Consider the following 21,430-nt stretch of genomic DNA (forward strand, 5'->3'; position numbering starts at 1 on the left):
CCAGGCCTCAAAAAAAGCACTGCCTCCGTAAGGTTGCAGTGCTTTTTTATTGGATTAACTCAACAGGAAAGACAGGGCAAACTGCACCTGTTCAAGTCTGGACTGGTTACTGCCTTCAACCAACAGGAAAGGGATTTCCCGTTCATCCAGCACATCCAGTACTTCCTGATGCACGCGGTCACGCACATAGGCAGATTCACGTTGCAAGCCATCAGGCTGCCAGGGGAAGTCTGGTGCAGTGACTATGCAAAAATCATATTGATGCGACAGTTCCAGTTCGGCCAGCTCTGCATCCGGCTCACCAAAATAGTGACGACTGTAGATCGCAGTCATAATGGGGCCGGTGTCGCAAAACAGCCACTGGCTGGCCTGTGCAGCCAATTCAGTTTCCCGCTGCACCTGTGTCCTGGCGATGAGAATTTGCTCCTCAGCCTTTGGAACGCGCTGATTTTGCTCAACAAATTCACGCAAATATTCTGGCACCCAGACGGTTTGGTAATGCCTGGCCAAAGCCTCGGCCAGTATGGATTTGCCAGAAGATTCCGCTCCCAATATAACGACACGGTTTACTGAGGACATGTTTTGCTCCAGGCACGCAGGCCTATGATGGCCATAATGATAAAAATTGCATACAGCAGTGCTGTCAGCATCAAACCCTTGTACACATACAGGCCAACATACAGGATATCGACAATGATCCAGACATGCCAGTTTTCCAGTTTTTTACGACTGAGCAAAACCTGTCCCAGCAAACTGCCTGCCGTCAGAAAACCATCAGCATAGGGTACGTCGGTATCAGTATATGTTTTAAGGAACCAGGCCAGCAAAGCAAAAACCAGTAAAGTCGCCCCTAAAGAATTCCATCTGCCCCGCGTATCCAGACGCGTGACTTGCAAGCGTTCGTGCGCATCATCGCCACGCAGCCAGTTGATCCAGCCCCATACAGATACGACGATAAAGACAAACTGCAAACCCATGTCCCCATATAACCTTGCATCAAAAAACACCGCTGCATACAAGCCAGATGAAAGGATGGAAAACAGCCAGGCCCAGTGCAGCTGCCTTATATTCAGGGCGACGGTGATGACAGACAGGGCAAAGGAAACCAGCTCCAGCAGGCTGGTTGCGAAACCGAATAAGGGGATAGGATCATTCATCATGCAAAAGATTATTGGCAGGGCTTACGCAAAACCGCCCCAGCTGAGTTGCAGCGCCTAGTCGTACTAAAGTACTGTCTTCGTCGCTGACGCCTTGCTGGGACAATTTTGCGTAAGCCCTAATTAGCTTGTTCGCATTATCAACGATAGTGCTACTTGTGTCATAGCATATTGCGTCACATGACCTTGGCAATCGGGCGGCAAGTACAATGTCGTGATATTTAGATTGTGATAAGCAAGGCTTATCCGCTATATTTCTAAAAACTCACGAAAACAAGAGAAAATCAGCTTTATGAAAAAATACTCAGGCTTTACCGTGCTGGAAATGATGATAGTAGTAGGCATCATTGCCATTTTGGCAGCCATGGCCGTCCCATCTTATATGTTCAAGATAGTCAGGGAACAGTTGGAAATTGGCATACAGTTTGCCGATATTGCAAAGAAACCAGTGGCAGCCTCATGGCAGACAGAAAAGAAATTTCCTGTCGATAATCTTGCATCCGGCTTGCCGGTTGCTGACAAAATCGTCAGCAACCTGGTCAGCTCAGTAGATATACAAGACGGTGCAATCAATATCACCTTTGGCAATAACGCCCACGGCGTACTGAAAGGCAAAGTCCTGACCTTGCGCCCTGCAGTCGTTGAAGATGCGCCCATCGTGCCGGTGGCCTGGGTGTGTGCCACGGGTACGCCACCAGAAAAAATGACGGTCAAGGGAATAGACAAGACAACAGTGCCAGCCGGTAATTTGCCTTCTTACTGTCGCCCCAAACTGGAGAGCAAAAAATAAACAGGCCCGGGTTTTATAAAATCCAGGGTACGAAATACCCAAATACACAAAAACAAGCAGGGGCACTTTCAGTAATGAAGTGCCCCTGCTTGTTTACAGCTTATTTTTTACAGTTTATTTTTTAAACCTTATTATTTTCAGAACTTATGCTCAAACATGACGCGGGCAGTCACTGTAGTTGGTGTGACATTAGTTTGGATCACTGAGCCAGTACTGCCTGTATAAGTGCCTACATTGATATTATCCTGATGCAGAGTATTACCCAAAGACACGCGCAAATTGGTTTTCTGGTCAAATTTCCACAAGGCGTATACATCAAGCACACGCTTTGGCACGGAATAAGAACTCTGTGTCGCAGAAATATTCACCGGACCACCACTCTGGAAGCTGGCATTACCACCAATAGTCAAAGGAATTTTATCCATCTTGTAATCTACACCCAGATTGGCACTGACAGGTGTTTGTGAATCAAGGCGATTATTCGGCCCAGGTACATTATCCAGACTTGACCAGTTGAAAGAGAGGTTCGCCCTGAAATCTATCGCTGGTGCACCCTCCATCATGGCACGCAAAGGGAACTTGGCTTCCAGTTCTATGCCCCTGGTAGTTGCCTGACCATCGTTGACCGGCATACTCACATAAGTGCCGTCCGCTTCCTGCAGCAATTTGGTGCGTGTAATGTCGTCGATCTTGCGCAGGAAAACACTGGCGCTCAGCATGCCACCACCTGGCAGATAATGTTCATACGCAAGATCCAGTCCCCAGGCCAGTTCAGGCTTGAGATTAGGATTGCCCATGCTATCAGGGCTGTTGGGGTTCTTGTTATCGTTCGAGATGAAGCGACGTGGTATCAGTCGATTGGTATCCGGTGCTTTATAGGTACGGGTAATACCCAGTCTGATCTGGTCGTTCTTGCTGTCTGGCAGTTTATACAAAGTTTGCAGTATCGGGCTCCAGACACTGGATTTATTGTGGACCTCGTTAAAAGTGCTGCCGCTGCTGCGGGTATCCAGACCTTCCCAACGCAAACCACCATAGACTGACCATTGTTTCGTCACATTCCACTCGTCCTGAGCGAACACAGCCAGGCGGGTTACATCGGCATTAAAGGTTTCATCAAGATTATTCGCCCGCAAAGTACTACCAACAAAATTGACATTATCATTTTGCGTGCGTGTTTCATTGCGCTTGCTATATGCGCCATCCCAGCCAAACACAAAGGAATGATCCTGAACGAATGGCGCGCTATATTTGCCACTCATGGTCAAACCTTTGTCGGTCGCGCCTGAATTGGTTTTGCGATCAAGTATCTGCGCATTACTCGGGCCATAGCCCCACAATTCAACATCAGAATTGCGCTTGTTGTAGTTCACACCCAATTTGACATCCAGCTTGGCACTATCGGCCAGCTTGTGTATCCAGTTCAAATTAGTGCGGAACATGGAGAAATCCGAGTGCACCTTTTGCAGGTCGCTCACATAAATCGGCAAGACGTCTTTTACCTGAAGAGGAAATGGCAAGTCACCCAGTATCGTGGTCGTCCTCGCTTCACTGAAATAGCCGTCAAAGCGATTCGCGTTGACAAAGCTCTGCGTAGTCAGGGTGTCGCCGTTTTCAAAATTCCAATTCACTCTGGGTGAAAATCCCAGGTTATTGAAAGTACCCCAACCCAGATTGTAGGTATGCGTTTTGACATAAGGCTTGCCACTCACATCGGTGCGAACTTCATCAGAATACGAAGGACGCTCATATTGTCCGTGGTTCAGATTACCTGAGAGGGAATACGACATGCGGCCAGCTTTATCTGAAATCTGGTAATTAACGTTTTCGCCATACTTGCCGCCATCTTCAAACAAACCCAGCTTGAGTTCCTTTTGCGCAGTTTGCACAGTCTTTTTCAACACGATATTAATGGTGCCTGCAATCGATTGAGTGCTGAGGTCTGCAGTCGCAGCGCGGATCACTTCTATGCGCTCGATCAGATCAGGGGAAAGAGAATCCAGCGAAAAGCCAGGAGGGCTGGGTTCGCCGTTCAGCATAATCTGGGTATAACCGGCACCCAGGCCACGCATGCGGATATCACCGCCACGGCCCTGTACACCACCAATAGTCACGCCTGGCAAGCGCTTGAGTACTTCGCTGACGGTGGTGTCACCATAGCGCACGATGTCTTCCTGCGTGACGACGATCTTGGTCGCAGTATCCTGACGGCGCTCGTCATAAGCGCGCGCGCCCTGCACCTCCACTTTTTGCATCTTTGGTTCCAGGGTTTTGACATCTGCTTTTTCAGTAGATTCGGCCTTGGGTGGGGTTGCTGGAGTTGCAGTTTGTGCAAAAGAGGATTGGCTAAAAGCTGCCATGATGGCCAGGGACAAAAGAGTCGGGCGCAAGGTCATACTGTTGGTTTGCATATAGATATTATTGTGGCAATAGTCGTGAAGAACAAACCTAAGACCATACCACATGGCATCAAGTTCCGCGACGCAGCAATTCTTTAGTCAAATCTTTGCTTGCTTGTATGCCTGCAAAGAATTTCCGAAAAGCAATCAACGTCAATTCTTACAAATTATTTTTTGAAACATCAGCAACAGAGTTTTACACTAAAGATGTCAACGCAATAGCCCTGTCAAACATTAAGTCCAGAGCAGAATTCATTTATTTCCATTGGCAAAATGATACTCAATGAGTTCTGGTACAAATAGTACGAACAGTACAAACAGGAGTACATCATGCGAAGAAACATCATTGCCATCGCCAGCATCCTTGTTGGCATGCTGAGTTTATCCGGTTGTGTAGTGGCACCGGCACATAACGGCTATGGGTACGGATATGGATCCAGTGTCTATGTCAGCCCTCCTCCAATTATTATCCGGAGCGGACCATACTGGGGTGGTGGCAGGCATTGGCGTCGCTGGTAAGACGCCGGGAACTGCAAGCTTCACTCAAAGACTGGCGCAATAGCTACAGGTGGCTGTTGTGCCAGCACTTGTCCTTTTTCTGAAGCGTCTGCAAAACGCAGGGTCACCGTTTTATAGGCTTTGTTGTTTTCGTCGGGGAAGGCGCCATTCTCTTGCCATGCAAGTGCATGTAATTGCATATCGGCACCTCTAAATTTGATCCCTGATTGGGTCAGATTTTTCAGATACGAAAATCTCACACCTACACAGGATTTGGCACTGGTTTTAACATCTCCCACGCTTTTCAAATAAGCCTGCGCCTGCTCACACGCCAGACGCAATTCAGCAATTTCGTAAATGCCGTCAGCCCTGGCAACGATGGATATACGACTTTGAAAACTGATTTGCCCTGACGCCTGGTTCAAGACCAGTTCAGCATTCTCATCATAAGCTGATTTCAGCAAAGGAAAATTGGTACGGCCCACTACATCCAGGGGCAGACTAAGCCGCATGCTTTTGCTGACAAGATGCAATTGCAGAGTATCTGGTAAAGGATTACCGTTCTTACTGGATATCTGAAAATGGTTTTGGATCAGATGTTTGGGTTTGCCATATTTCTCAAACTGTATCATCAATCGATACGCATTCCGGTAGCTGATCCATTCAGTATCCGCCTGGCTTTCCAATACCTGTGCCGCTGCTGGCTTCGTGCCTGGCGTTGCGCTATTTATTTGCGCAAAAACCTGCACTGAAGCTAACTGCATCAGGACAAAAATGGAGGCGTACTTATTGATCATGCTTATATAAAATTAAAATCGATATGCCAGGCCGGAATACACGGTGACGTAATTTTTCTTACCCAACCACAAACTGTCTCTGTCAATGTCAAACTGGTGTACTCCAGTCACATGCGAAGTGACTATCCAGGACGAATTCAACTCCCAGTTCCAATTCAGGCCCAGGTAGACATTCCTGACATTGGCATTTGTGTTCACGACGTCTTTACCTGACTTTGCAACAAGAACTTCATTGCCCGTGCCAGTAAAACTGTTTCCTGAACCATTGACATACACAGGATATCCATCGCTAAGATTAGGATCAAATCGTGAATTGGCGGAATCGTAGTAGCGTTTGCTCCAGGTCAGGCCCGCAGACAATGCAAGCCCATGATGGGAAGCTATTTTGTAATAACTGCGTCCTTCTATATTCAAGTATGTCGTCTTCCTGCCCGCGCCAGTTCCAAATAATAATTTGCTACCTACACGCAGATTGCTCAATGGGCGAAAGTTAAAAAAACCGCCGACTTGAAAACTGCCATCCACATCACCATAGCCTGCCAGCTTGCGCGCAGCTGATGCGCTGCAACCTCTTTGATATGACAGCAAAGGGCCATACTCATAGGCACTGGATTGACTCAAATGCATGCCGAGATTGGTGTTACGTAAGAAAACACCATTACTCCACTGCATTTGTACATTGGGCATGATGCGCGTAGTTTGTTCGCCACCCACTTCGCAACTGGGTTCGGAAATCACACCCAGGCCGATATACATATCGGAACTACCGTCCGGCAACATGCTAGCCGCCGGGGTCTGGGCACAAACAAGATCGGCGACGCAAAAAAGGGAGGCAAATATTATAGATTTCATGCTGGTCAATTGTAGTCGTATGTATACCCGGCCCATCTTCAATATCGTCGATATCATCAAAATAGCGAAGTGGCACTACAGGTATAAGGGCGTGAGAAATCCGCATCATAGACACCTCTTTCCAATTTCGCAACATCAATACCCATACTGAAACTCATTCTATTCATCCTATTCACTCAATGTGCTCTACGGCTCTTTGCACTCAATGTGCTCTACGGCTCTTTGCACTCAATGTGCTCTACGGCTCTTTGGTATTTCCTGAAATTACATCAACATACAAACGCACATAGTTCTTTGCCATCATTTCAGAAGTGAATATGGTCTGATAACGTTTTTGTGCAAATTGCCCCATCTGCGCCGCCAGTGCAGGCTTGTCCCACAAACGCGTCATGGCTGCCCGCAAGGCCAGCACGTCTTCTGGCGGTACCACCATACCGGTCTCGCCTGCAATATTGACATAGCTGGTGCCTGTTCCTATCTCACTTGATATCATGGGCTTGGCATACATCGCCCCTTCCAGCAGCGAGATACCAAATGCCTCGGAACGTAAATGGGAAGGGAATACCACGCCATAGCAAAGACTGAGCAAGGCGACTTTATCCTCTTCCGGCAGTGCTCCCAGAAAATGCACATTCTCAAGCCTCAACTCTCTGGCTTGCTGCTTCAGGGCAGCTTCTTCTGGCCCATTCCCGACAATCAGCACAGGCATATCCGTATCGGCTACAGCCTCCAGCAAAATATGCAAACCCTTGTAATAGCGCAGCATGCCGACAAATAAAAAGAAGCGGCCCGCAAAGCGTTGCTGCCACTTGTCTATCAGTTCTGGTGATGGCTGAGGATAAATATCCTTGTCGAGGCCATAAGTGATTACTTCAGTCTTGTCACGATAGCGATTCAGGACCGGGCTGCTGGATAGATAATTAGGCGAAGTGGCAACGATCCTGTCCACGTCATTCAAAAACCAGTGGCGCAAAGGTTGATACACTTTTTCCAGAAATTTTTGTCTCACAATATCCGAATGATAGGTCACGATAGTTGGCTTTCTGATTCTGCAAAACAAATGCATCAAATCCATAAAAGGCCAAGGGAAGTGATAGTGAATAATGTCGGCACTATTCGCCAGTTCCCTGAAGCGCGAGAGTGCCTGCCAGGAAAATCCTGTTGAAGCAATTTCAAAACTCTGCCTTACTCTGTGTACCCTGTGTCCTTCCAGCTCCATTTCCAGATTGTCATGCTTGCGTGTCAGGGTCAGCACTTCTGCATCCACACCCAGGCGCGCAGTTCCCACCGCCATTTGCCGTATCACTTGCTCTATACCACCAAAAGTATCAGGGTGATATGTGCGGTAAAAATGCAATACTTTCATGTCAGACCTTGATCAGAGCGAATCAGAATGCAAACACCGCTTTGCAATATTATTGAGCAATGATAGATAGCAGTCAGTTGCGAGTCTTCCCCAACTTGTCTGGCAAATGTCATCAATTTGTAAGCCTGGAATTTATTACTGCTGTATTGCTGTTCCTGGTGCAAAAAAAGGCAAAGAAATGATGAATCTGGCGCCGCCATATTGCCCTTCTTGCACCAGTATCTGACCGTCATGTGCGGATATAGCTTTTTTCACAATAGCCAGGCCCAGGCCAAAACCGCCGGTGCTGCGGTCACGGCTACGGTCCAGCCTGTAAAAAGCCTCAAAAATGCGCTCTCTTTCCGCCGCCGGAATACCGGGACCATCATCTTCCAGAATGATTTCTACGCCGCCATCTTCGCTTCTTCTGGCATGTAGCCAGATGCGCGCAGTGGCATACTTGGCTGCATTGCGCAGGAGATTGCTGATTGCCCGTTTCAGCAAGCGCTGATCACCACAATATGTCCCCAGGTCCTCAGAAAAATCTCTGCTGAGCTGATGTACATCCAGCACGTGCTGCAAGCTGCCCACGCAATCTGAAAGACTATTGCTCAAGTCAAATTCATTACGATTCAGACTGACATCCTGATCAAGCTTGCCCAGATCCAGCAATTCGCTGACCAGCACATTGAGTTCGCTGATATCGGCTTCCATGGCTTGCATTCTGGGTTCCAGTTGTGGATTTTTTGCTGCGCTTCTCAATAGCTCCAATGCAAATTCCAGTCTCGCAATAGGCGTACGCAACTCATGTGAAACTGAATGCAAGAGATTTTTTTGTGCCTCCAGCAGGCTCTCTATACGAGCCGCCATCTGGTTCATGCGCTGTGCAAGCGGGTGTATGCTGTCGCGCTCTTTGGTTTGCGCCCTGACCTTCAAATGACCGGCACCAAATTCATCTGCAACTTTCTCCAGCGCCTGCAAGCCACGCCAGTGCGAGCTGGACCAGACTGCAATCGGGATCAGCAGGCAGAGTGCCACGATGATGTAGCGCAGCGCTTCAGTCTTGAGAACGGGGGCAACATCGATCGGCAAATCTTGTGCATGAATGACTTCTTCATCACTGCCTACGTAGCGCTCGCCCTTGAGGTCAACACGGCGGTAAAAAGATTTGCTTGCAACATCGATGACAACCTCGCCGCGCATCAGTTGCGCCTGCCTTGCCTGATTCAGCTTTGCAAGTACCGGCTGCAACGGTATCAAATCCATCCGGGTGTGGGCGATTTCCCTGATTTTGTTGAGGCGTGTCAGCCATTCATTCTGGCCCGCCTGATCGACATACTCAGTCAATAATAAAATTTGTCCGGATGCCTGCTGCTGTGCGACTTCTTCCAGAGGATCACCAAAAAAAATAGTGATGGACACATAGATGGCAATCGTGGCGACACTGACAGACAGCATCACCAAAGCAAAAAAACGCAGGAACAGACGATTCATCTGCTAGTCCCAGGCAGACGGGCTGAACAGATAACCCTCTCCCCAGACTGTCTTGATTTTATCGGCATGCGGATCATCGAATTTGCGCCGCAAGCGGGAAATTTTATTATCGATGCTGCGGTCCAGACCATCAAACTCTATGCCGCGCATCTGTATCAGAATATCGTTACGCGACAGGACCTTGCCCGCGGCTTCGGCCAGCACCAGCAATAATTTATACTCTGCACTATTCAGGGAAACTGTTTCATCGCGCCAGAACACGGTGCGGTCACTACGGCAGACACGAAATGCGCCATAGACCAGATCAGCGTTTTCATCTGCCGGCTCTTCCTTGACACGTCTGAGCAAGGCACGCAAACGGGCCAATAATATTCGTGGTTGCACGGGCTTATTGACATAGTCATCTGCGCCCTGCTCCAGACCCGAAACTTCATCGAAGGCATCCTCACGCGCCGTCAAGATCAAAATAGGCACGGCACTGATTGCGCGCAACTGTCGGCAGACGACCATACCATCCATACCCGGCAACATCAGATCAAGCACCACAATATCCGGTGAGGTTTGTTGAAAATGACTCAGAGCGGCATCGCCACGACTGACGATGTCTATCGTAAATTCGTATTCCCTGAGGTATTCGGCAACCAGCGCTGCCAGCTTGGCGTCATCTTCCACCAACATTACACGAAACATAAATCTCTCCTTTGCCCGCATTGTAGTAGAGCAGCGCGCGATTTTACGCAATTTGCCCACTGCTGCGACGCAACTTACAATTTTCAGACAATTTCCGAATAAGCGCTAAGCAGGATTTACAAATTGAAGACAATTATCTGACATTTCGAGAACGATTTAATTCCTTCCGGCCGCTATTCTCTTTCGCCATACCACCCCAACTGGCAAACGCTTAAACCCTTTTTCGGTTTTCATTATGAAAATACCCCTACATTTCCTTGCAGCGACTCTCATCACGACCTTGCTGACTGCCTGCGGCGGTAGCAGTGATTATATTCCCAAGCCATTGCCAGTCCAGATCAACACTGATTTCAGTAGTGAACCGCCTGGCTGGGCCTTTGGCACATCGGACTTTAGCAGCGAGACCAAACCGACTGACATCGTCACTGAGTACCGCACCCTGCCCCTGCCTTTCAGTGGCAAGGGCCTGTATACCTTTGGCACCAACCGCAGTGATGATCTGTTCATTTACATCAAGAAAAAATACTCTGGCTTTGCACCCAACACTGAATACGCTTTAAGTTTTCAAGCCACCATCGTCACCAATGTGGCCACTGGTTGCTTTGGTGTTGGCGGCTCACCTGGTGAAAGTGTCTGGTTTTTTGGCGGCGCATCCCCCATCGAACCACTGACAATACAAAAAGGCAATGAGTTCGTCATGAATATAGACCGCGGCGGCCAGGCAGGTTCGGGCAAGTATGCCCAGGTACTGGGCACCATAGGCAATGCCAGTACGGATTGTGGCAGGGCACCCTATATGGAGAAGAAACTCAGCAATCAGGCACCTTTGAATGTAAAAACCGAAGCCGATGGCAGCCTGTGGATATTGTTCGGCCTGGATTCAGGCTTTGAATCAACCAGCCATATTTACTACAAGAACATCACCGTCAATGCCGTCCCGGTAGTGAAATAAGCTCCAAACTTGCCGTTTGCCTGTACGACGGGCAAACGGCACAGTAAAATCGTCTATCGTGAAAACCTTAGATGAATGAACCATGTCACCAGCTTCACCAGCATTACCAACATCACCATCACAGGGGCTAGCCAGTATAGCCGCACAAATACAGACATGCGCCTTACATGCAGGCATTGCCGGACGCCTTGCAGATCAGGGGCTAGCTGCCGGGCCGGCCTTCCTCAAACCACAAAAAATAACCGGTAATAAACTGGTCATGCGCAATGCCACCGTAGCAGACGCCAGCTACATCGTCGCCTTGCGCACGGATGAACAAAAATCCCGTTTCATTTCCACCACCTCTGCCGATGTCAAACCACAAGAGCAATGGCTGGAAAAATATGCCTGTGATGACAAGCAAATCTACTTCATCATCCAAAATATGGAAGGCAATAATATAGGTACCGTACGCCTGTATGATCAGCAAGCTGATTCATTCTGCTGGGGTTCCTGGATCATACAAGCAGGTTCAGCCAGCAGCAGTTCCATAGAATCTGCGTTGATGGTGTATCACTACGCACTGGCTCTGGGATTTAAGAGCGCACATTTCGATGTCAGGAAAGGCAATGAGTCCGTCTGGAAATTCCATGAACGCTTTGGTGCAAAAAAAAACGGCGAAACGGCGGAGGATTTTCATTACGCAATTGCGGCCAGCGAGATCAGCACTTCCCTGAGCAGGTATGCGAAATTCCTGCCAGATGGAATACAAATACAATTCTGAACCAAAGCATTCAGCCAGATCGTCAGCCATCCTGGTTGATACGGCTGATCAAGGTCGCCAATACCTCTGCTGCCTGCTCATTTCCAACCTGGCAAGTACCGGCATTTTCATGGCCACCACCACCAAATTCCAGCATCAATGGACCGATATTGGTTTTGGAACTACGATTCAAAATCGATTTGCCGGTAGCAAATACGGTATTCTGGTTTTTCAAACCCCAGAGTATGTGGATAGAAATATTGGTTTCAGGGAATAAGGCATAAATCAGAAAACGATTCCCTGCAAAAATCGTCGACTCATTGCGTAAATCAAGTACTACCAGATTCTTATGCACGGTTGCACAATCCAGGATTTGCTTCTTGCATTTCTCTTCATGTTCGAAATACAGGTCCACTCTTTCCCTGACATCCAGGTCTTGCATGATTTCTTCTATGCTCTGTGTTTTGCACAGATCGATCAATTTCATCATCAGGTTATAGTTTGATATCCTGAAGTCGCGAAAACGCCCAAGACCAGTACGTGCATCCATGAGAAAGTTCAATAAATCCCATTCTTGGGGATGCAAAACTTCCTGACGATTGAATTGCGCCGAGTCACCCTTGTCAACAGCCGCCATCATGCCATTCCAGGAAGCAGGGAAAACTTTCAAGCCACCGTAATAGTCATATACCACTCGTGCTGCGGAAGGAGCCTCTGGTGCGATAACATGGTTTTTTCTGGCACCACCCTCTGCATTGCGCAGGGTTTCAGACAAATGATGGTCGAAAGCCATATGGATGCCATCAACGAAAGGTAAATTGGTACTGATGTCAGCGTCGCTGACCGCAATCTTGCCATCCTGCATGTCTTTGGGGTGCACGAACAAAATGTCATCAATCAGGTCAAGGTGCTTGAGCAAGACTGCACAAACCAGTCCATCAAAGTCGCTACGCGTAATCAAACGGAATTTTTTGGTATTTGCAGACATGAATACTCCCCCGGTGAGTGGTTTATTCCTGATACGACAAAACTCGCTTTAATATTGGGAAAATGATTGAATGAAAATTGATTATTCAATGTAATCACTTTTTTACAACTTGTCCACCTGGTAAATCACGCTTCGAATAAGTCAATGAAATGAGTTCTACTGATTTCCTCCATTATTTTTTGAGGGAATTAGCCGGAAAACACCCAGACACAGACAAACAACATCCACGCCAGCAAATTTCTCCTGACATCGTCCTCATCAATTGTTTTCGTACTTGACTATCTTTGCATTAATCTCTTTGAATAACACTTATGAGTCACACAATTCTTCCAACTCATCGGTCGCACTGGCACTATTTGATTTTGCTTGTCTGGACGAATCTGCATTTGTGGACAAGCGCTTGACGGCGCTATTTTTTCCCTTTGCCGTGCTCATTGTCCCAAAACGCTGACTGGTTTTATTTTGCTGAGCAAATTCAGCAAGGTGCCCAGGCATTCTAAAAATGCTGACGACTTGCGCCAGAACACGTGTTTGTTCCTCCAGAGAACCAGCAGCAGCTGCCGCTTCTTCAACTAATGCCGCATTTTTTTGTGTTGTTTCATCCATGTGCGTTACGGCGAGGTTGATCTGCTCGATGCCAGTGGTTTGCTCCTTACTTGCCAGAGTAATTTCGCCCATGATGTTGGTCACATTTTGTATGCTTGAGACGACTGATTCCATGGTCGAGCCAGCCTGATTGACCAGACGTGAGCCTATCTCCACCTGCTCGACCGAATCATTAATTAAAGTTTTGATTTCCTTGGCTGCCGCAGCAGACCGCTGCGCCAGGTTGCGCACTTCGCTGGCAACGACGGCAAAACCTCTCCCCTGCTCACCAGCTCGCGCTGCTTCAACAGCGGCATTCAATGCAAGGATGTTCGTCTGAAATGCGATGCCATCAATCACGCCAATGATATCGACAATTTTTTTCGATGATGCATCAATAGATCCCATTGTGCTCACTACTTCAGTAACGACTGCACCACCTTTGATAGCAACTTGAGATGCAGAAATCGCCAATTCATTGGCTTGCCGCGCACTATCTGCATTATGTTTCACGGTAGATGTCAATTCCTCCATCGATGAAGCAGTTTCTTCCAGCGAACCAGCCTGCTGTTCTGTTCTTGAAGACAAATCCAGGTTACCGGATGCGATTTCACCCGTGGCTGTTGCGATCGTATCAGTACCATTGCGAACCTTGCCAACAATGTCGATCAGGTTGTCGTTCATTTCTTTTAGTGCCTGCATTAACTGACCTGTCTCATCCGTAGAAGTAACTTGAATGTCGCTTGTCAAATCTCCTTTGGCGACTGTCTTGGCTACATCAACGGCGATCGCAAGAGGCCCGGTAATGGAACGGGTACTAAACCAGGCAATGGCAGCACCAGAAATAAAAGCTAAACCTGTGATGATGACCATCATAGTCAATGCTGAGCTGTATGCCCTGGTTGCCGATTCCTCGTCGTTTTGATTCTTTTTTTCCTGCAAGTCTATAAACTCTTGAATCGCATCCTGCCACTTGGCATTGGCTGGCCCTGCTACTTTCAGCAAAAATATCGTGGCTTCTTCTTTATTAGTCTTGGCCATCTCAGAAAACTTGTCGTTGAGCGCTCTTGCCGCCACCTGGTCTTCTTTTATTTTCGCAACAAAAGCCTTCCCGGCATTATCCAGCGGCATTTTCTCCAGCATGCTAAATGCTGCGTTGTAGTGAGCCCGTGCGTCCTCAATTTTTTTTTGCTCGTTGTTTGCCATTGCTTCGTCCGAAAGCAAGGCGATCGTGCGTATCACCCGGGAAACTATATGTACGGACTTCGACATATCCTCAAGCACTTCCATCTTTTTCACATTGATGGTCACAACGTGATGCAAAGCCTCATTGGATAGTGTCATGCCACGCACCCCGAGAAAGGCGACCCCGAGGAGCAATAGTAATATCAGGGAGAAACCAGATACAAGCCTGGTGCCTATGCGTAAATTTGTGAGTCTCATATGTTCTCCGATGGCATTTGGATAAATGCTGGATCAGCACAAACTCCCATCAAAATACTTGGGTATCTATGCGACACAGCCAGATGCTGGACTACAAGAATAACCATTGATACCGACGACTAAAGCTGCTTTCAAAGACCCAGGGGATAGTACTCTGCTATTTGACAATTCGATTTAACAACGTCGAAGAAAATAAAATATTTTTTTTGACATTTCATTCATAAAAGTTCAGACAGCACTTGCCGGACCTATCTGCCGCTTTTTATCAACGTCACTATTTAAAACTCATTTCGCGCCTATTGATGAAATGAACTCTGCTTATTTTGATGTTTTTTTGGATAAACATCAAAATATTATTGATGCCCTCATTAGTCATCGTAGATCAGCTTGCCAACTACATCCACCTTTTCTAATTCAAATTCAATTAACAACTGGATTTCGCCACACTGGCAAAGTATTGCAAAGCACAAATTTCATAGTGCGTCCCGACTTATCAGTCAACGCAACCCGGAGATTAAGAAGATGTGGCACCGGCGACTGGGCGTGGTCAAATTGTGGGAACTCATGTTGCCGGAAGTGCCCTTACTCCATAAATTGTGGGATGGGTCGCTAAACATGCGCTGACTTAGCTCAAAGAAGCTTCTTTTTGTGGATTTTCAGGGGGTTTTATATTTAATGAAAGAATTCAATTTCATATGCAAACCAGCACAAAACTATGCAGAGCCTTACAGCAACCGTGACATATGCCGCAATAAAAAGGCGAAGGTAAAAGACAAAAAGAAAAAGCCCCTGGTTACCCAGGGGCTTTTTCAGTATTGCTGGCGGAGATGGTGAGATTCGAACTCACGATTCAGGTTACCCCAAATGCTTCCTTAGCAGGGAAGTGCCTTCGGCCACTCGGCCACATCTCCACACTATTACAACCGCCAAAAACTCAGCTGTAATTGAGACCGTGATAATAGCTGCTTGTATGACTTTGGTCAACAGTCAGACCAGAAAAAATTTTTAAGCACTTTCCAGACCGAATGCCTTATGCAGGGCACGGACAGCCAGTTCCATGTATTTTTCATCAATCAAGACAGATATCTTGATTTCAGAAGTAGAGATCATCTGGATATTGATACCCTCTTCCGACAGGGTGCGGAACATCTGGGAAGCAATACCAACATGGCTGCGCATACCCACACCAACAACGGATACCTTGGAGACCTTGGAGTCACCCACGATGCTGCCCGCGCCGATATGCGCCTTGACGCTGCTTTCCAGCACGTCCATGGCCTTGGTGTATTCACCACGTGGCACAGTGAAGGTAAAGTCAGTTTTACCTTCGACAGACTGGTTCTGGATGATCATATCGACTTCGATATTGGCATCGGCAACCGGGCCCAGGATTTGATAGGCAATGCCTGGTCTGTCTGGTACACCCAAGACGGTGATTTTTGCTTCATCACGGTTAAACGCGATGCCGGTGATGGTAGCTTGTTCCATGTGTGTATCTTCCTCAAACGAAATCAGGGTGCCAGAATTCGCTTCTTCTTCCAGCGGTATTAATGGGTCAGTCAGTGATGACAAAACGCGGGTAGGCATGCGGTAGTTACCGGCAAATTCGACGGAGCGAATTTGCAAGACTTTGGAACCCAGCGAAGCCATTTCCAGCATTTCTTCAAAGGTAACGGTATTCAGACGGCGCGCATCAGATACGACGCGCGGGTCAGTCGTATAAACACCGTCAACGTCAGTATAAATCAGGCATTCTTGCGCCTTGAGTGCTGCAGCAACAGCCACGGCAGAGGTATCAGAACCACCACGACCCAGGGTCGTGATATTGCCCAGCTCATCCACACCCTGGAAACCGGTAATGATGACGATCTTGCCTGCATCCAGGTCAGCCTTGACCTTGGCTTCATCAATCGATGCAATCCTGGCCTTGGTGTGGGCAGAATCAGTCTTGATGGCAACTTGCCAGCCAGCATAAGATACAGCCTGCTTGCCTATCGCCTGCAGGGCAATGGCCAGCAAACCGACAGAGACCTGCTCACCGGTGGAGGCAATCATGTCGAGTTCACGGGGATCAGGCTGGGCAGAGATTTCTTTTGCCAGGCCAATGATACGATTTGTTTCGCCAGACATTGCTGAAGGCACCACGACTATCTGGTGACCGGCATCATGCCATTTGGCGACGCGCTTGGCGACGTTCTTGATGCGTTCTGTCGAACCCATCGAAGTACCGCCGTATTTGTGGACGATTAAAGCCATAGATATAGAAACTGAGATAGAAGACTAAAGGGTGAAAAATGCGGAAAATCAACCTCTTACTGTACATGTTGCTCTGCAAAATAACAAGGCACTTGTCAGCAGAAAATCAGAAGAAACGCCTGCTCAGCAATTGGCAAAAGCAAATTTTCTACAGAAGCGTGGTTATTCAATCAAGTGATTTGCAAGGAAGTGGAGAAGAATGGCGCCGGGGATGCGGCAAAAATCATTGATTATTTTCACCAGATTTGTGACTCATCGCCAAAATAGAATTAAATATGATGATTTTTCTGTTGTTAATCAATGACTTGGAAATAGATACACCCTACCAGTATCTCCATTTCATACTACTTAAGGGAAATTGCGCAAATGCAAGAATCGTAAATTACTTATTTGCATATCAATATAAGAATTCAATTGATATGCATGATTTTGATAAGCTTATAAAGAATTACTTTTTGGCGTATTTGGAAAACAGCCGGCGCCAGCCTTCGTGACCCAACTCGCGCATGGTCTCCATGTTTTTTTCATAGATTTGCTCGGCTTCGGGAAAGGCTTCTACCGCCCTGTCTATGCTCTCTTCGCGCAACAGGTGCAAGGTCGGGTATGGCGAGCGATTGGTATAGTTTTCTATGTCATCCTGTTCGGTGCCGGCAAACTGGTAGTCGGGGTGAAAACTTGCGACTTGCAAGATGCCATCCAGTTCCATTTCTTCCAGCATGCCATCGGCGACATCCAGAAAATCATTGAAGTCCAGAAAGTCATTCAATGCCAGTGGATGAATCAGCAAAGTGGTTTCTATCTTCTCTGGATTGGCTTCTGCCAGCAATTCCAGTTCTCTCTCCAGGTCTTCCAGCAAGGTTTCTGGCGTCTTCGCTTCACTGACGACATAGCGCACTTGCTGTTTGACCTGCACGGCCTTGGCAAACGGACACAGATTCAAACCGATGACGGCTTTGTCCAGCCAGGTTGCGGTCGCTGAAATTACATCTTCGGAATTAATGAGATTGCTGGACATGATGAGCATAAAAAGAATGAAGGCCCGAGAATACCATGTCAGATTTGCAGATGCATGACACCCGACAATTTTTGCATGATATTTCGCGGACCTGCACAAAAGTTGTGCGAGGCGTGCAGCCTCATATCTTCTCGCTGCTTATTTCGCCTCGCCAGCAATCGCCTTGTAGCTGACGGCACCCAGCACAGCGCCGACAATAGGGGCTACCCAGAACAGCCACAATTGCTGCAAAGCCCAGCCGCCGACATAGATGGCTACACCCGTGCTGCGTGCAGGATTGACCGAAGTATTGGTGACAGGGATGCTGATCAGATGTATCAGCGTCAAACCCAGGCCTATGGCGATAGGTGCAAAACCTTGTGGTGCGCGGCTGTCTGTCGCGCCGAGGATGATGACCAGGAACATCATGGTCATGACCACTTCAGTTACCAGTGCAGCCACCATGGAATAACCGCCAGGCGAATGCTCGGCAAAACCATTTGAAGCAAAACCGCCAGACACATCAAAACCAGCCTTGCCACTGGCGATCAGGTACAAGACACCGCCGGCAACGATGCCACCCAGCACCTGGGCGACGATGTAAGGCAGTAATTTATTGGCTGGAAAGCGACCACCCGCCCATAAGCCGATAGAAACGGCGGGGTTAAGGTGGCAACCAGAGATATGGCCTATCGCATAGGCCATGGTCAGCACCGTCAAACCAAAAGCCAGTGACACACCGTGCAAGCCTATGCCTACACCTGGGAAAGCGGCTGCCAGCACGGCACTGCCGCAGCCGCCTAGCACCAGCCAGAATGTTCCCAAAAATTCAGCTCCATATTGTTTCATTTTTTCACTCACTTTTCTAAGGTATGGGGTTGCCCGGATTTGCTGTGCAGCAGTCCAAAAATCGCGCTGGCACAGTGGCAACAATATAACAAACTTATATTGCCTTATTGTTAAAATGTGTGATGGATTGGCAATTTATGCCTGGGTTTACTGATTAATTAAACATGTTTTTCAAAAATCATTGATGCACTTTCCTAAAGTGCAATAAAAAAGCGAACACCTGAGTGCTCGCTTTTTTTGCCATCCTGCAGTCTTGGAGAAGGCTGCAATACTGCTACAAGATCAGATTTCTTCGTACAAAGGCAAAGTCAGGAACTCGGCAAAGTCTTCAGAAGTCGACATCTCTTCAAAAATTTGCGCAGCGCGGTCATAAGTTGGGCCTGTGCCTGCCACTTCTTTGACCTTGACCAATTCTTCAGGGATCATCGCACGGACCATGTCGGCCGTGACCTTGCGACCATCTTCCAGATTGCCCTTGGCAGAACGTATCCATTGCCAGACTTGTGAGCGGCTGATTTCTGCAGTTGCGGCATCTTCCATGAGGTTATGGATAGGTACGCAACCATTGCCAGCCAGCCATGCGCCGAGGTAGTGAATGCCAACGTTGATGTTGTAACGCAGGCCCGCTTCGGTGATCGGTGTTTCTGGCTGGAAATTCAACAAGTCTTTGGCGCTGACTTCGATGTCAGGGCGTTGTTTGGAAATTTGGTTAGGTGCATCGCCCAAAACCTTTTTGAATTCTGTCATCGCCAGTTCTACCAGACCTGGGTGAGCTACCCAGCCGCCATCGTAACCGTCCGTTGCATCGCGGGCTTTGTCATTACGTACGCCGCCCATGGCGATCTCGTTTTTCTCTGGATCATTCTTGATAGGAATGAGTGCCGCCATACCGCCTATAGCCGGTGCATTACGCTTGTGGCAGGTTTTCAGCAACAGCAGAGCATAAGAACGCATGAAAGGCGCTGTCATGGTGACCTTGGCGCGATCTGCCAGACAGAAGTCTTTATCGTTCTTGAATTTTTTGATGCAGGAGAAGATGTAATCCCAGCGACCAGCATTCAGGCCTGAGCTATGCTCACGCAACTCATACAGAATCTCATCCATTTCGAAAGCTGCAACGATGGTTTCGATCAACACAGTCGCCTTGATGGTGCCTTGCGCCAGGCCGATTTCATTTTGTGCCATGACAAAAATATCGTTCCACAGACGCGCTTCCAGGTGAGACTCCATCTTCGGCAGATAGAAGTAAGGTCCAGCGCCGCGTGCCAGTTGTTCTTTGGCGTTATGGAACAGGAACAGGGCAAAATCAAAGATGCCGCCGGAGATGCGTTTACCATCGACGAGCACATGTTTTTCATCGAGGTGCCAGCCGCGTGGACGCACGACCAAAGTGGCGATCTTGTCGTTCAGTTTGTAGGATTTGCCGTTTTGCTCGAGACTGATGGTGCGGCGCACGGCGTCGCGCATATTGATCTGTCCGGTGATCTGGTTATCCCAATTCGGTGTATTGGAATCTTCAAAGTCTGTCATGTAACTGTCAGCGCCCGAGTTAAAGGCGTTGATGACCATCTTGCGCTCTACCGGACCGGTAATTTCTACACGGCGGCATTCCAGTGCTTTGGGGATAGGCGCGATCTTCCAGTCACCTTCGCGGATATGCAGGGTTTCTGGCAAGAAGTCTGGCTGCTCACCAGCATCCAGGCGCTTGGCACGTTCTACGCGGGCAGCCAGCAATTCCTGACGGCGTGGCTCGAATGCGCGGCTCAGCTTGGCAACCAGGGCCAGTGCTTCCGGTGCCAGAATCTCGGCAAAGCCTGGCTTGATTTCGCCGCTGATTTGCATGCCTTCAGGTAAAGTCAGTTGTGTCATTGTGGTCTCCAGAAAAAATGAATTAAAACGAAATCAGTTGCGGTGTTTTGCTATAAAGAGAATCAGGTCTTGCAGCGTGCGCCCTTCGCCATGCGGCGTCACGCCCAGTTGTTCCAGCGGTGCATTTTGCCGGTTGACCCAGAAAGTGGTGTAGCCAAACCAGGTGGCACAGCAGGCATCCCAGCAATTGCTGGATACAAACAGGATATTTTTTGCTGGCACACCAAATACATCAGGCGCCATTTGATAGGCTTCAGGTGCGGTCTTGAATTTCTTGACGACTTCTACCGACAGTAAATGGTTAAATATGCCCTGCATGCCAGCAGCATCAACAGCCGACTGTAGCATGTGCAGGTTACCGTTCGATAAAATCGACATCTTCATATCTTGTGTCTGCAAGGCTTGCAGGACGGACAGGTTTTCCGGAAAAGCTTTCAGCCTCGCATACTGACCCATCAGGGTATTTTGCGCATCCAGGTTCAACTCCAGCCCCAGCTTTTGACAACTGAAGAGCAAGGCATCCTGTGTCACTTCCCAAAATGGCTTGTACATGCTGCACATGGTACGCAGGCGTGTATATTCAATTTGCTTGTCACGCCAGAGCTCAGCCAATTCCCGCCCCTTGCCGGGAAACAGCTTGTCCGCCTGTTCACTGATGGAATAGACATCGAACAGGGTACCGTAGGCGTCAAAAGCAATGGCGGAGATGGGCATGGTTTTAGTTGGTGCC

The 21,430-nt window shown here is 48.2% G+C and carries 19 protein-coding genes and 1 tRNA gene; 4 read left to right on the forward strand and 16 right to left on the reverse strand.

Annotated elements, in window-relative coordinates; genetic code table 11:
• Positions 1–54: 54 nt before the first annotated feature.
• On the reverse strand, positions 55–579 hold the full coding sequence (locus tag AC07OI_RS06405; RefSeq protein ID WP_495256618.1) for an AAA family ATPase: 525 nt from the start codon (positions 577–579) through the stop codon (positions 55–57).
• The gene (gene pnuC, locus AC07OI_RS06410) at positions 567–1,157 is read right to left on the reverse strand and encodes a nicotinamide riboside transporter PnuC (RefSeq protein WP_495256765.1); all 591 of its coding nucleotides are present in this window, start codon (positions 1,155–1,157) and stop codon (positions 567–569) included. Before pnuC ends, AC07OI_RS06405 begins: the two co-directional genes overlap by 13 nt.
• A gap of 292 nt (positions 1,158–1,449) precedes the next feature.
• Between pnuC and AC07OI_RS06415 the strand changes: the two genes are divergently transcribed.
• Positions 1,450–1,947, forward strand: coding sequence for a pilin (locus AC07OI_RS06415; protein WP_495256619.1), 498 nt, complete (start codon positions 1,450–1,452; stop codon positions 1,945–1,947).
• A 137-nt stretch (positions 1,948–2,084) separates the two neighbouring features.
• Here AC07OI_RS06415 and AC07OI_RS06420 read toward each other — a convergent pair whose 3' ends face one another.
• Entirely contained in the window at positions 2,085–4,358 is a 2,274-nt protein-coding gene (locus tag AC07OI_RS06420; protein WP_495256620.1) for a TonB-dependent receptor plug domain-containing protein, read from the reverse strand.
• Positions 4,359–4,676: 318 nt separating this feature from the next.
• On the opposite strand from AC07OI_RS06420, the gene AC07OI_RS06425 reads away from it, so the two are divergent.
• Positions 4,677–4,865: a hypothetical protein gene (locus AC07OI_RS06425; RefSeq protein WP_492702644.1), complete on the forward strand. Its 189-nt coding sequence runs from the start codon at positions 4,677–4,679 to the stop codon at positions 4,863–4,865.
• Between the two features lie 20 nt (positions 4,866–4,885).
• On the opposite strand, the gene AC07OI_RS06430 is transcribed toward AC07OI_RS06425, so the two are convergent.
• The 5 genes from AC07OI_RS06430 to AC07OI_RS06450 form a co-directional block, all read right to left on the reverse strand.
• Positions 4,886–5,641, reverse strand: coding sequence for a hypothetical protein (locus tag AC07OI_RS06430; RefSeq protein ID WP_495256621.1), 756 nt, complete (start codon positions 5,639–5,641; stop codon positions 4,886–4,888).
• A 12-nt stretch (positions 5,642–5,653) separates the two neighbouring features.
• A complete protein-coding gene (locus AC07OI_RS06435) occupies positions 5,654–6,493 on the reverse strand; it encodes a MipA/OmpV family protein (RefSeq protein WP_495256622.1) in 840 nt (279 codons plus the stop codon).
• A gap of 238 nt (positions 6,494–6,731) precedes the next feature.
• The gene (locus AC07OI_RS06440) at positions 6,732–7,859 is read right to left on the reverse strand and encodes a glycosyltransferase family 4 protein (RefSeq protein ID WP_495256623.1); all 1,128 of its coding nucleotides are present in this window, start codon (positions 7,857–7,859) and stop codon (positions 6,732–6,734) included.
• A 135-nt stretch (positions 7,860–7,994) separates the two neighbouring features.
• Positions 7,995–9,332 carry an ATP-binding protein gene (locus AC07OI_RS06445; protein WP_495256624.1) on the reverse strand — a complete coding sequence of 446 codons (1,338 nt, stop codon included), beginning with the start codon at positions 9,330–9,332 and terminating at the stop codon, positions 7,995–7,997.
• 3 nt (positions 9,333–9,335) lie between these two features.
• A complete protein-coding gene (locus AC07OI_RS06450; RefSeq protein ID WP_495256625.1) occupies positions 9,336–10,022 on the reverse strand; it encodes a response regulator in 687 nt (228 codons plus the stop codon).
• Between the two features lie 235 nt (positions 10,023–10,257).
• On the opposite strand from AC07OI_RS06450, the gene AC07OI_RS06455 reads away from it, so the two are divergent.
• Both AC07OI_RS06455 and AC07OI_RS06460 read left to right on the forward strand, forming a co-directional pair.
• Positions 10,258–10,974, forward strand: a complete 717-nt coding sequence (locus AC07OI_RS06455; RefSeq protein WP_492702638.1) for a hypothetical protein — start codon at positions 10,258–10,260, stop codon at positions 10,972–10,974.
• An 82-nt stretch (positions 10,975–11,056) separates the two neighbouring features.
• Entirely contained in the window at positions 11,057–11,737 is a 681-nt protein-coding gene (locus tag AC07OI_RS06460; RefSeq protein WP_495256626.1) for a GNAT family N-acetyltransferase, read from the forward strand.
• A 22-nt stretch (positions 11,738–11,759) separates the two neighbouring features.
• On the opposite strand, the gene AC07OI_RS06465 is transcribed toward AC07OI_RS06460, so the two are convergent.
• The 8 genes from AC07OI_RS06465 to AC07OI_RS06500 all read right to left on the reverse strand — a co-directional run bounded on the left by AC07OI_RS06465 (position 11,760) and on the right by AC07OI_RS06500 (position 21,414).
• A complete protein-coding gene (locus AC07OI_RS06465; RefSeq protein WP_495256627.1) occupies positions 11,760–12,704 on the reverse strand; it encodes an exopolyphosphatase in 945 nt (314 codons plus the stop codon).
• 309 nt (positions 12,705–13,013) lie between these two features.
• Entirely contained in the window at positions 13,014–14,732 is a 1,719-nt protein-coding gene (locus AC07OI_RS06470) for a methyl-accepting chemotaxis protein (RefSeq protein ID WP_495256628.1), read from the reverse strand.
• An 819-nt stretch (positions 14,733–15,551) separates the two neighbouring features.
• A tRNA-Ser gene (locus AC07OI_RS06475) sits at positions 15,552–15,643 on the reverse strand.
• 94 nt (positions 15,644–15,737) lie between these two features.
• Positions 15,738–16,988, reverse strand: a complete 1,251-nt coding sequence (locus AC07OI_RS06480) for an aspartate kinase (protein WP_495256629.1) — start codon at positions 16,986–16,988, stop codon at positions 15,738–15,740.
• A gap of 448 nt (positions 16,989–17,436) precedes the next feature.
• Positions 17,437–18,003, reverse strand: a complete 567-nt coding sequence (locus tag AC07OI_RS06485; RefSeq protein WP_495256630.1) for a DUF1415 domain-containing protein — start codon at positions 18,001–18,003, stop codon at positions 17,437–17,439.
• Positions 18,004–18,141: 138 nt separating this feature from the next.
• The gene (gene aqpZ, locus AC07OI_RS06490) at positions 18,142–18,831 is read right to left on the reverse strand and encodes an aquaporin Z (RefSeq protein WP_423000622.1); all 690 of its coding nucleotides are present in this window, start codon (positions 18,829–18,831) and stop codon (positions 18,142–18,144) included.
• Positions 18,832–19,113: 282 nt separating this feature from the next.
• Positions 19,114–20,700: a malate synthase A gene (aceB, locus tag AC07OI_RS06495; RefSeq protein WP_495256631.1), complete on the reverse strand. Its 1,587-nt coding sequence runs from the start codon at positions 20,698–20,700 to the stop codon at positions 19,114–19,116.
• 33 nt (positions 20,701–20,733) lie between these two features.
• Complete coding sequence (locus AC07OI_RS06500) at positions 20,734–21,414, reverse strand: haloacid dehalogenase type II (RefSeq protein WP_495256632.1); 681 nt, start codon at positions 21,412–21,414, stop codon at positions 20,734–20,736.
• Between the last annotated feature and the right edge of the window lie 16 nt (positions 21,415–21,430).

Source organism: Undibacterium sp. GW821-FHT07F11, from assembly GCF_059418665.1.

Excerpts from the sequence above, each read along its gene's own strand:
- AC07OI_RS06470 (WP_495256628.1), bottom strand. The coding sequence starts at position 14,732 with ATGAGACTCACAAATTTACGCATAGGCACCAGGCTTGTATCTGGTTTC.
- AC07OI_RS06420 (WP_495256620.1), bottom strand. The coding sequence starts at position 4,358 with ATGCAAACCAACAGTATGACCTTGCGCCCGACTCTTTTGTCCCTGGCC.
- AC07OI_RS06450 (WP_495256625.1), bottom strand. The coding sequence starts at position 10,022 with ATGTTTCGTGTAATGTTGGTGGAAGATGACGCCAAGCTGGCAGCGCTG.
- AC07OI_RS06460 (WP_495256626.1), top strand. The coding sequence starts at position 11,057 with ATGTCACCAGCTTCACCAGCATTACCAACATCACCATCACAGGGGCTA.
- pnuC (WP_495256765.1), bottom strand. The coding sequence starts at position 1,157 with ATGAATGATCCTATCCCCTTATTCGGTTTCGCAACCAGCCTGCTGGAG.
- AC07OI_RS06465 (WP_495256627.1), bottom strand. The coding sequence starts at position 12,704 with ATGTCTGCAAATACCAAAAAATTCCGTTTGATTACGCGTAGCGACTTT.
- AC07OI_RS06425 (WP_492702644.1), top strand. The coding sequence starts at position 4,677 with ATGCGAAGAAACATCATTGCCATCGCCAGCATCCTTGTTGGCATGCTG.
- AC07OI_RS06415 (WP_495256619.1), top strand. The coding sequence starts at position 1,450 with ATGAAAAAATACTCAGGCTTTACCGTGCTGGAAATGATGATAGTAGTA.
- AC07OI_RS06485 (WP_495256630.1), bottom strand. The coding sequence starts at position 18,003 with ATGTCCAGCAATCTCATTAATTCCGAAGATGTAATTTCAGCGACCGCA.
- AC07OI_RS06430 (WP_495256621.1), bottom strand. The coding sequence starts at position 5,641 with ATGATCAATAAGTACGCCTCCATTTTTGTCCTGATGCAGTTAGCTTCA.
- AC07OI_RS06405 (WP_495256618.1), bottom strand. The coding sequence starts at position 579 with ATGTCCTCAGTAAACCGTGTCGTTATATTGGGAGCGGAATCTTCTGGC.
- aceB (WP_495256631.1), bottom strand. The coding sequence starts at position 20,700 with ATGACACAACTGACTTTACCTGAAGGCATGCAAATCAGCGGCGAAATC.
- AC07OI_RS06500 (WP_495256632.1), bottom strand. The coding sequence starts at position 21,414 with ATGCCCATCTCCGCCATTGCTTTTGACGCCTACGGTACCCTGTTCGAT.
- AC07OI_RS06445 (WP_495256624.1), bottom strand. The coding sequence starts at position 9,332 with ATGAATCGTCTGTTCCTGCGTTTTTTTGCTTTGGTGATGCTGTCTGTC.
- aqpZ (WP_423000622.1), bottom strand. The coding sequence starts at position 18,831 with ATGAAACAATATGGAGCTGAATTTTTGGGAACATTCTGGCTGGTGCTA.
- AC07OI_RS06440 (WP_495256623.1), bottom strand. The coding sequence starts at position 7,859 with ATGAAAGTATTGCATTTTTACCGCACATATCACCCTGATACTTTTGGT.
- AC07OI_RS06455 (WP_492702638.1), top strand. The coding sequence starts at position 10,258 with ATGAAAATACCCCTACATTTCCTTGCAGCGACTCTCATCACGACCTTG.
- AC07OI_RS06435 (WP_495256622.1), bottom strand. The coding sequence starts at position 6,493 with ATGAAATCTATAATATTTGCCTCCCTTTTTTGCGTCGCCGATCTTGTT.
- AC07OI_RS06480 (WP_495256629.1), bottom strand. The coding sequence starts at position 16,988 with ATGGCTTTAATCGTCCACAAATACGGCGGTACTTCGATGGGTTCGACA.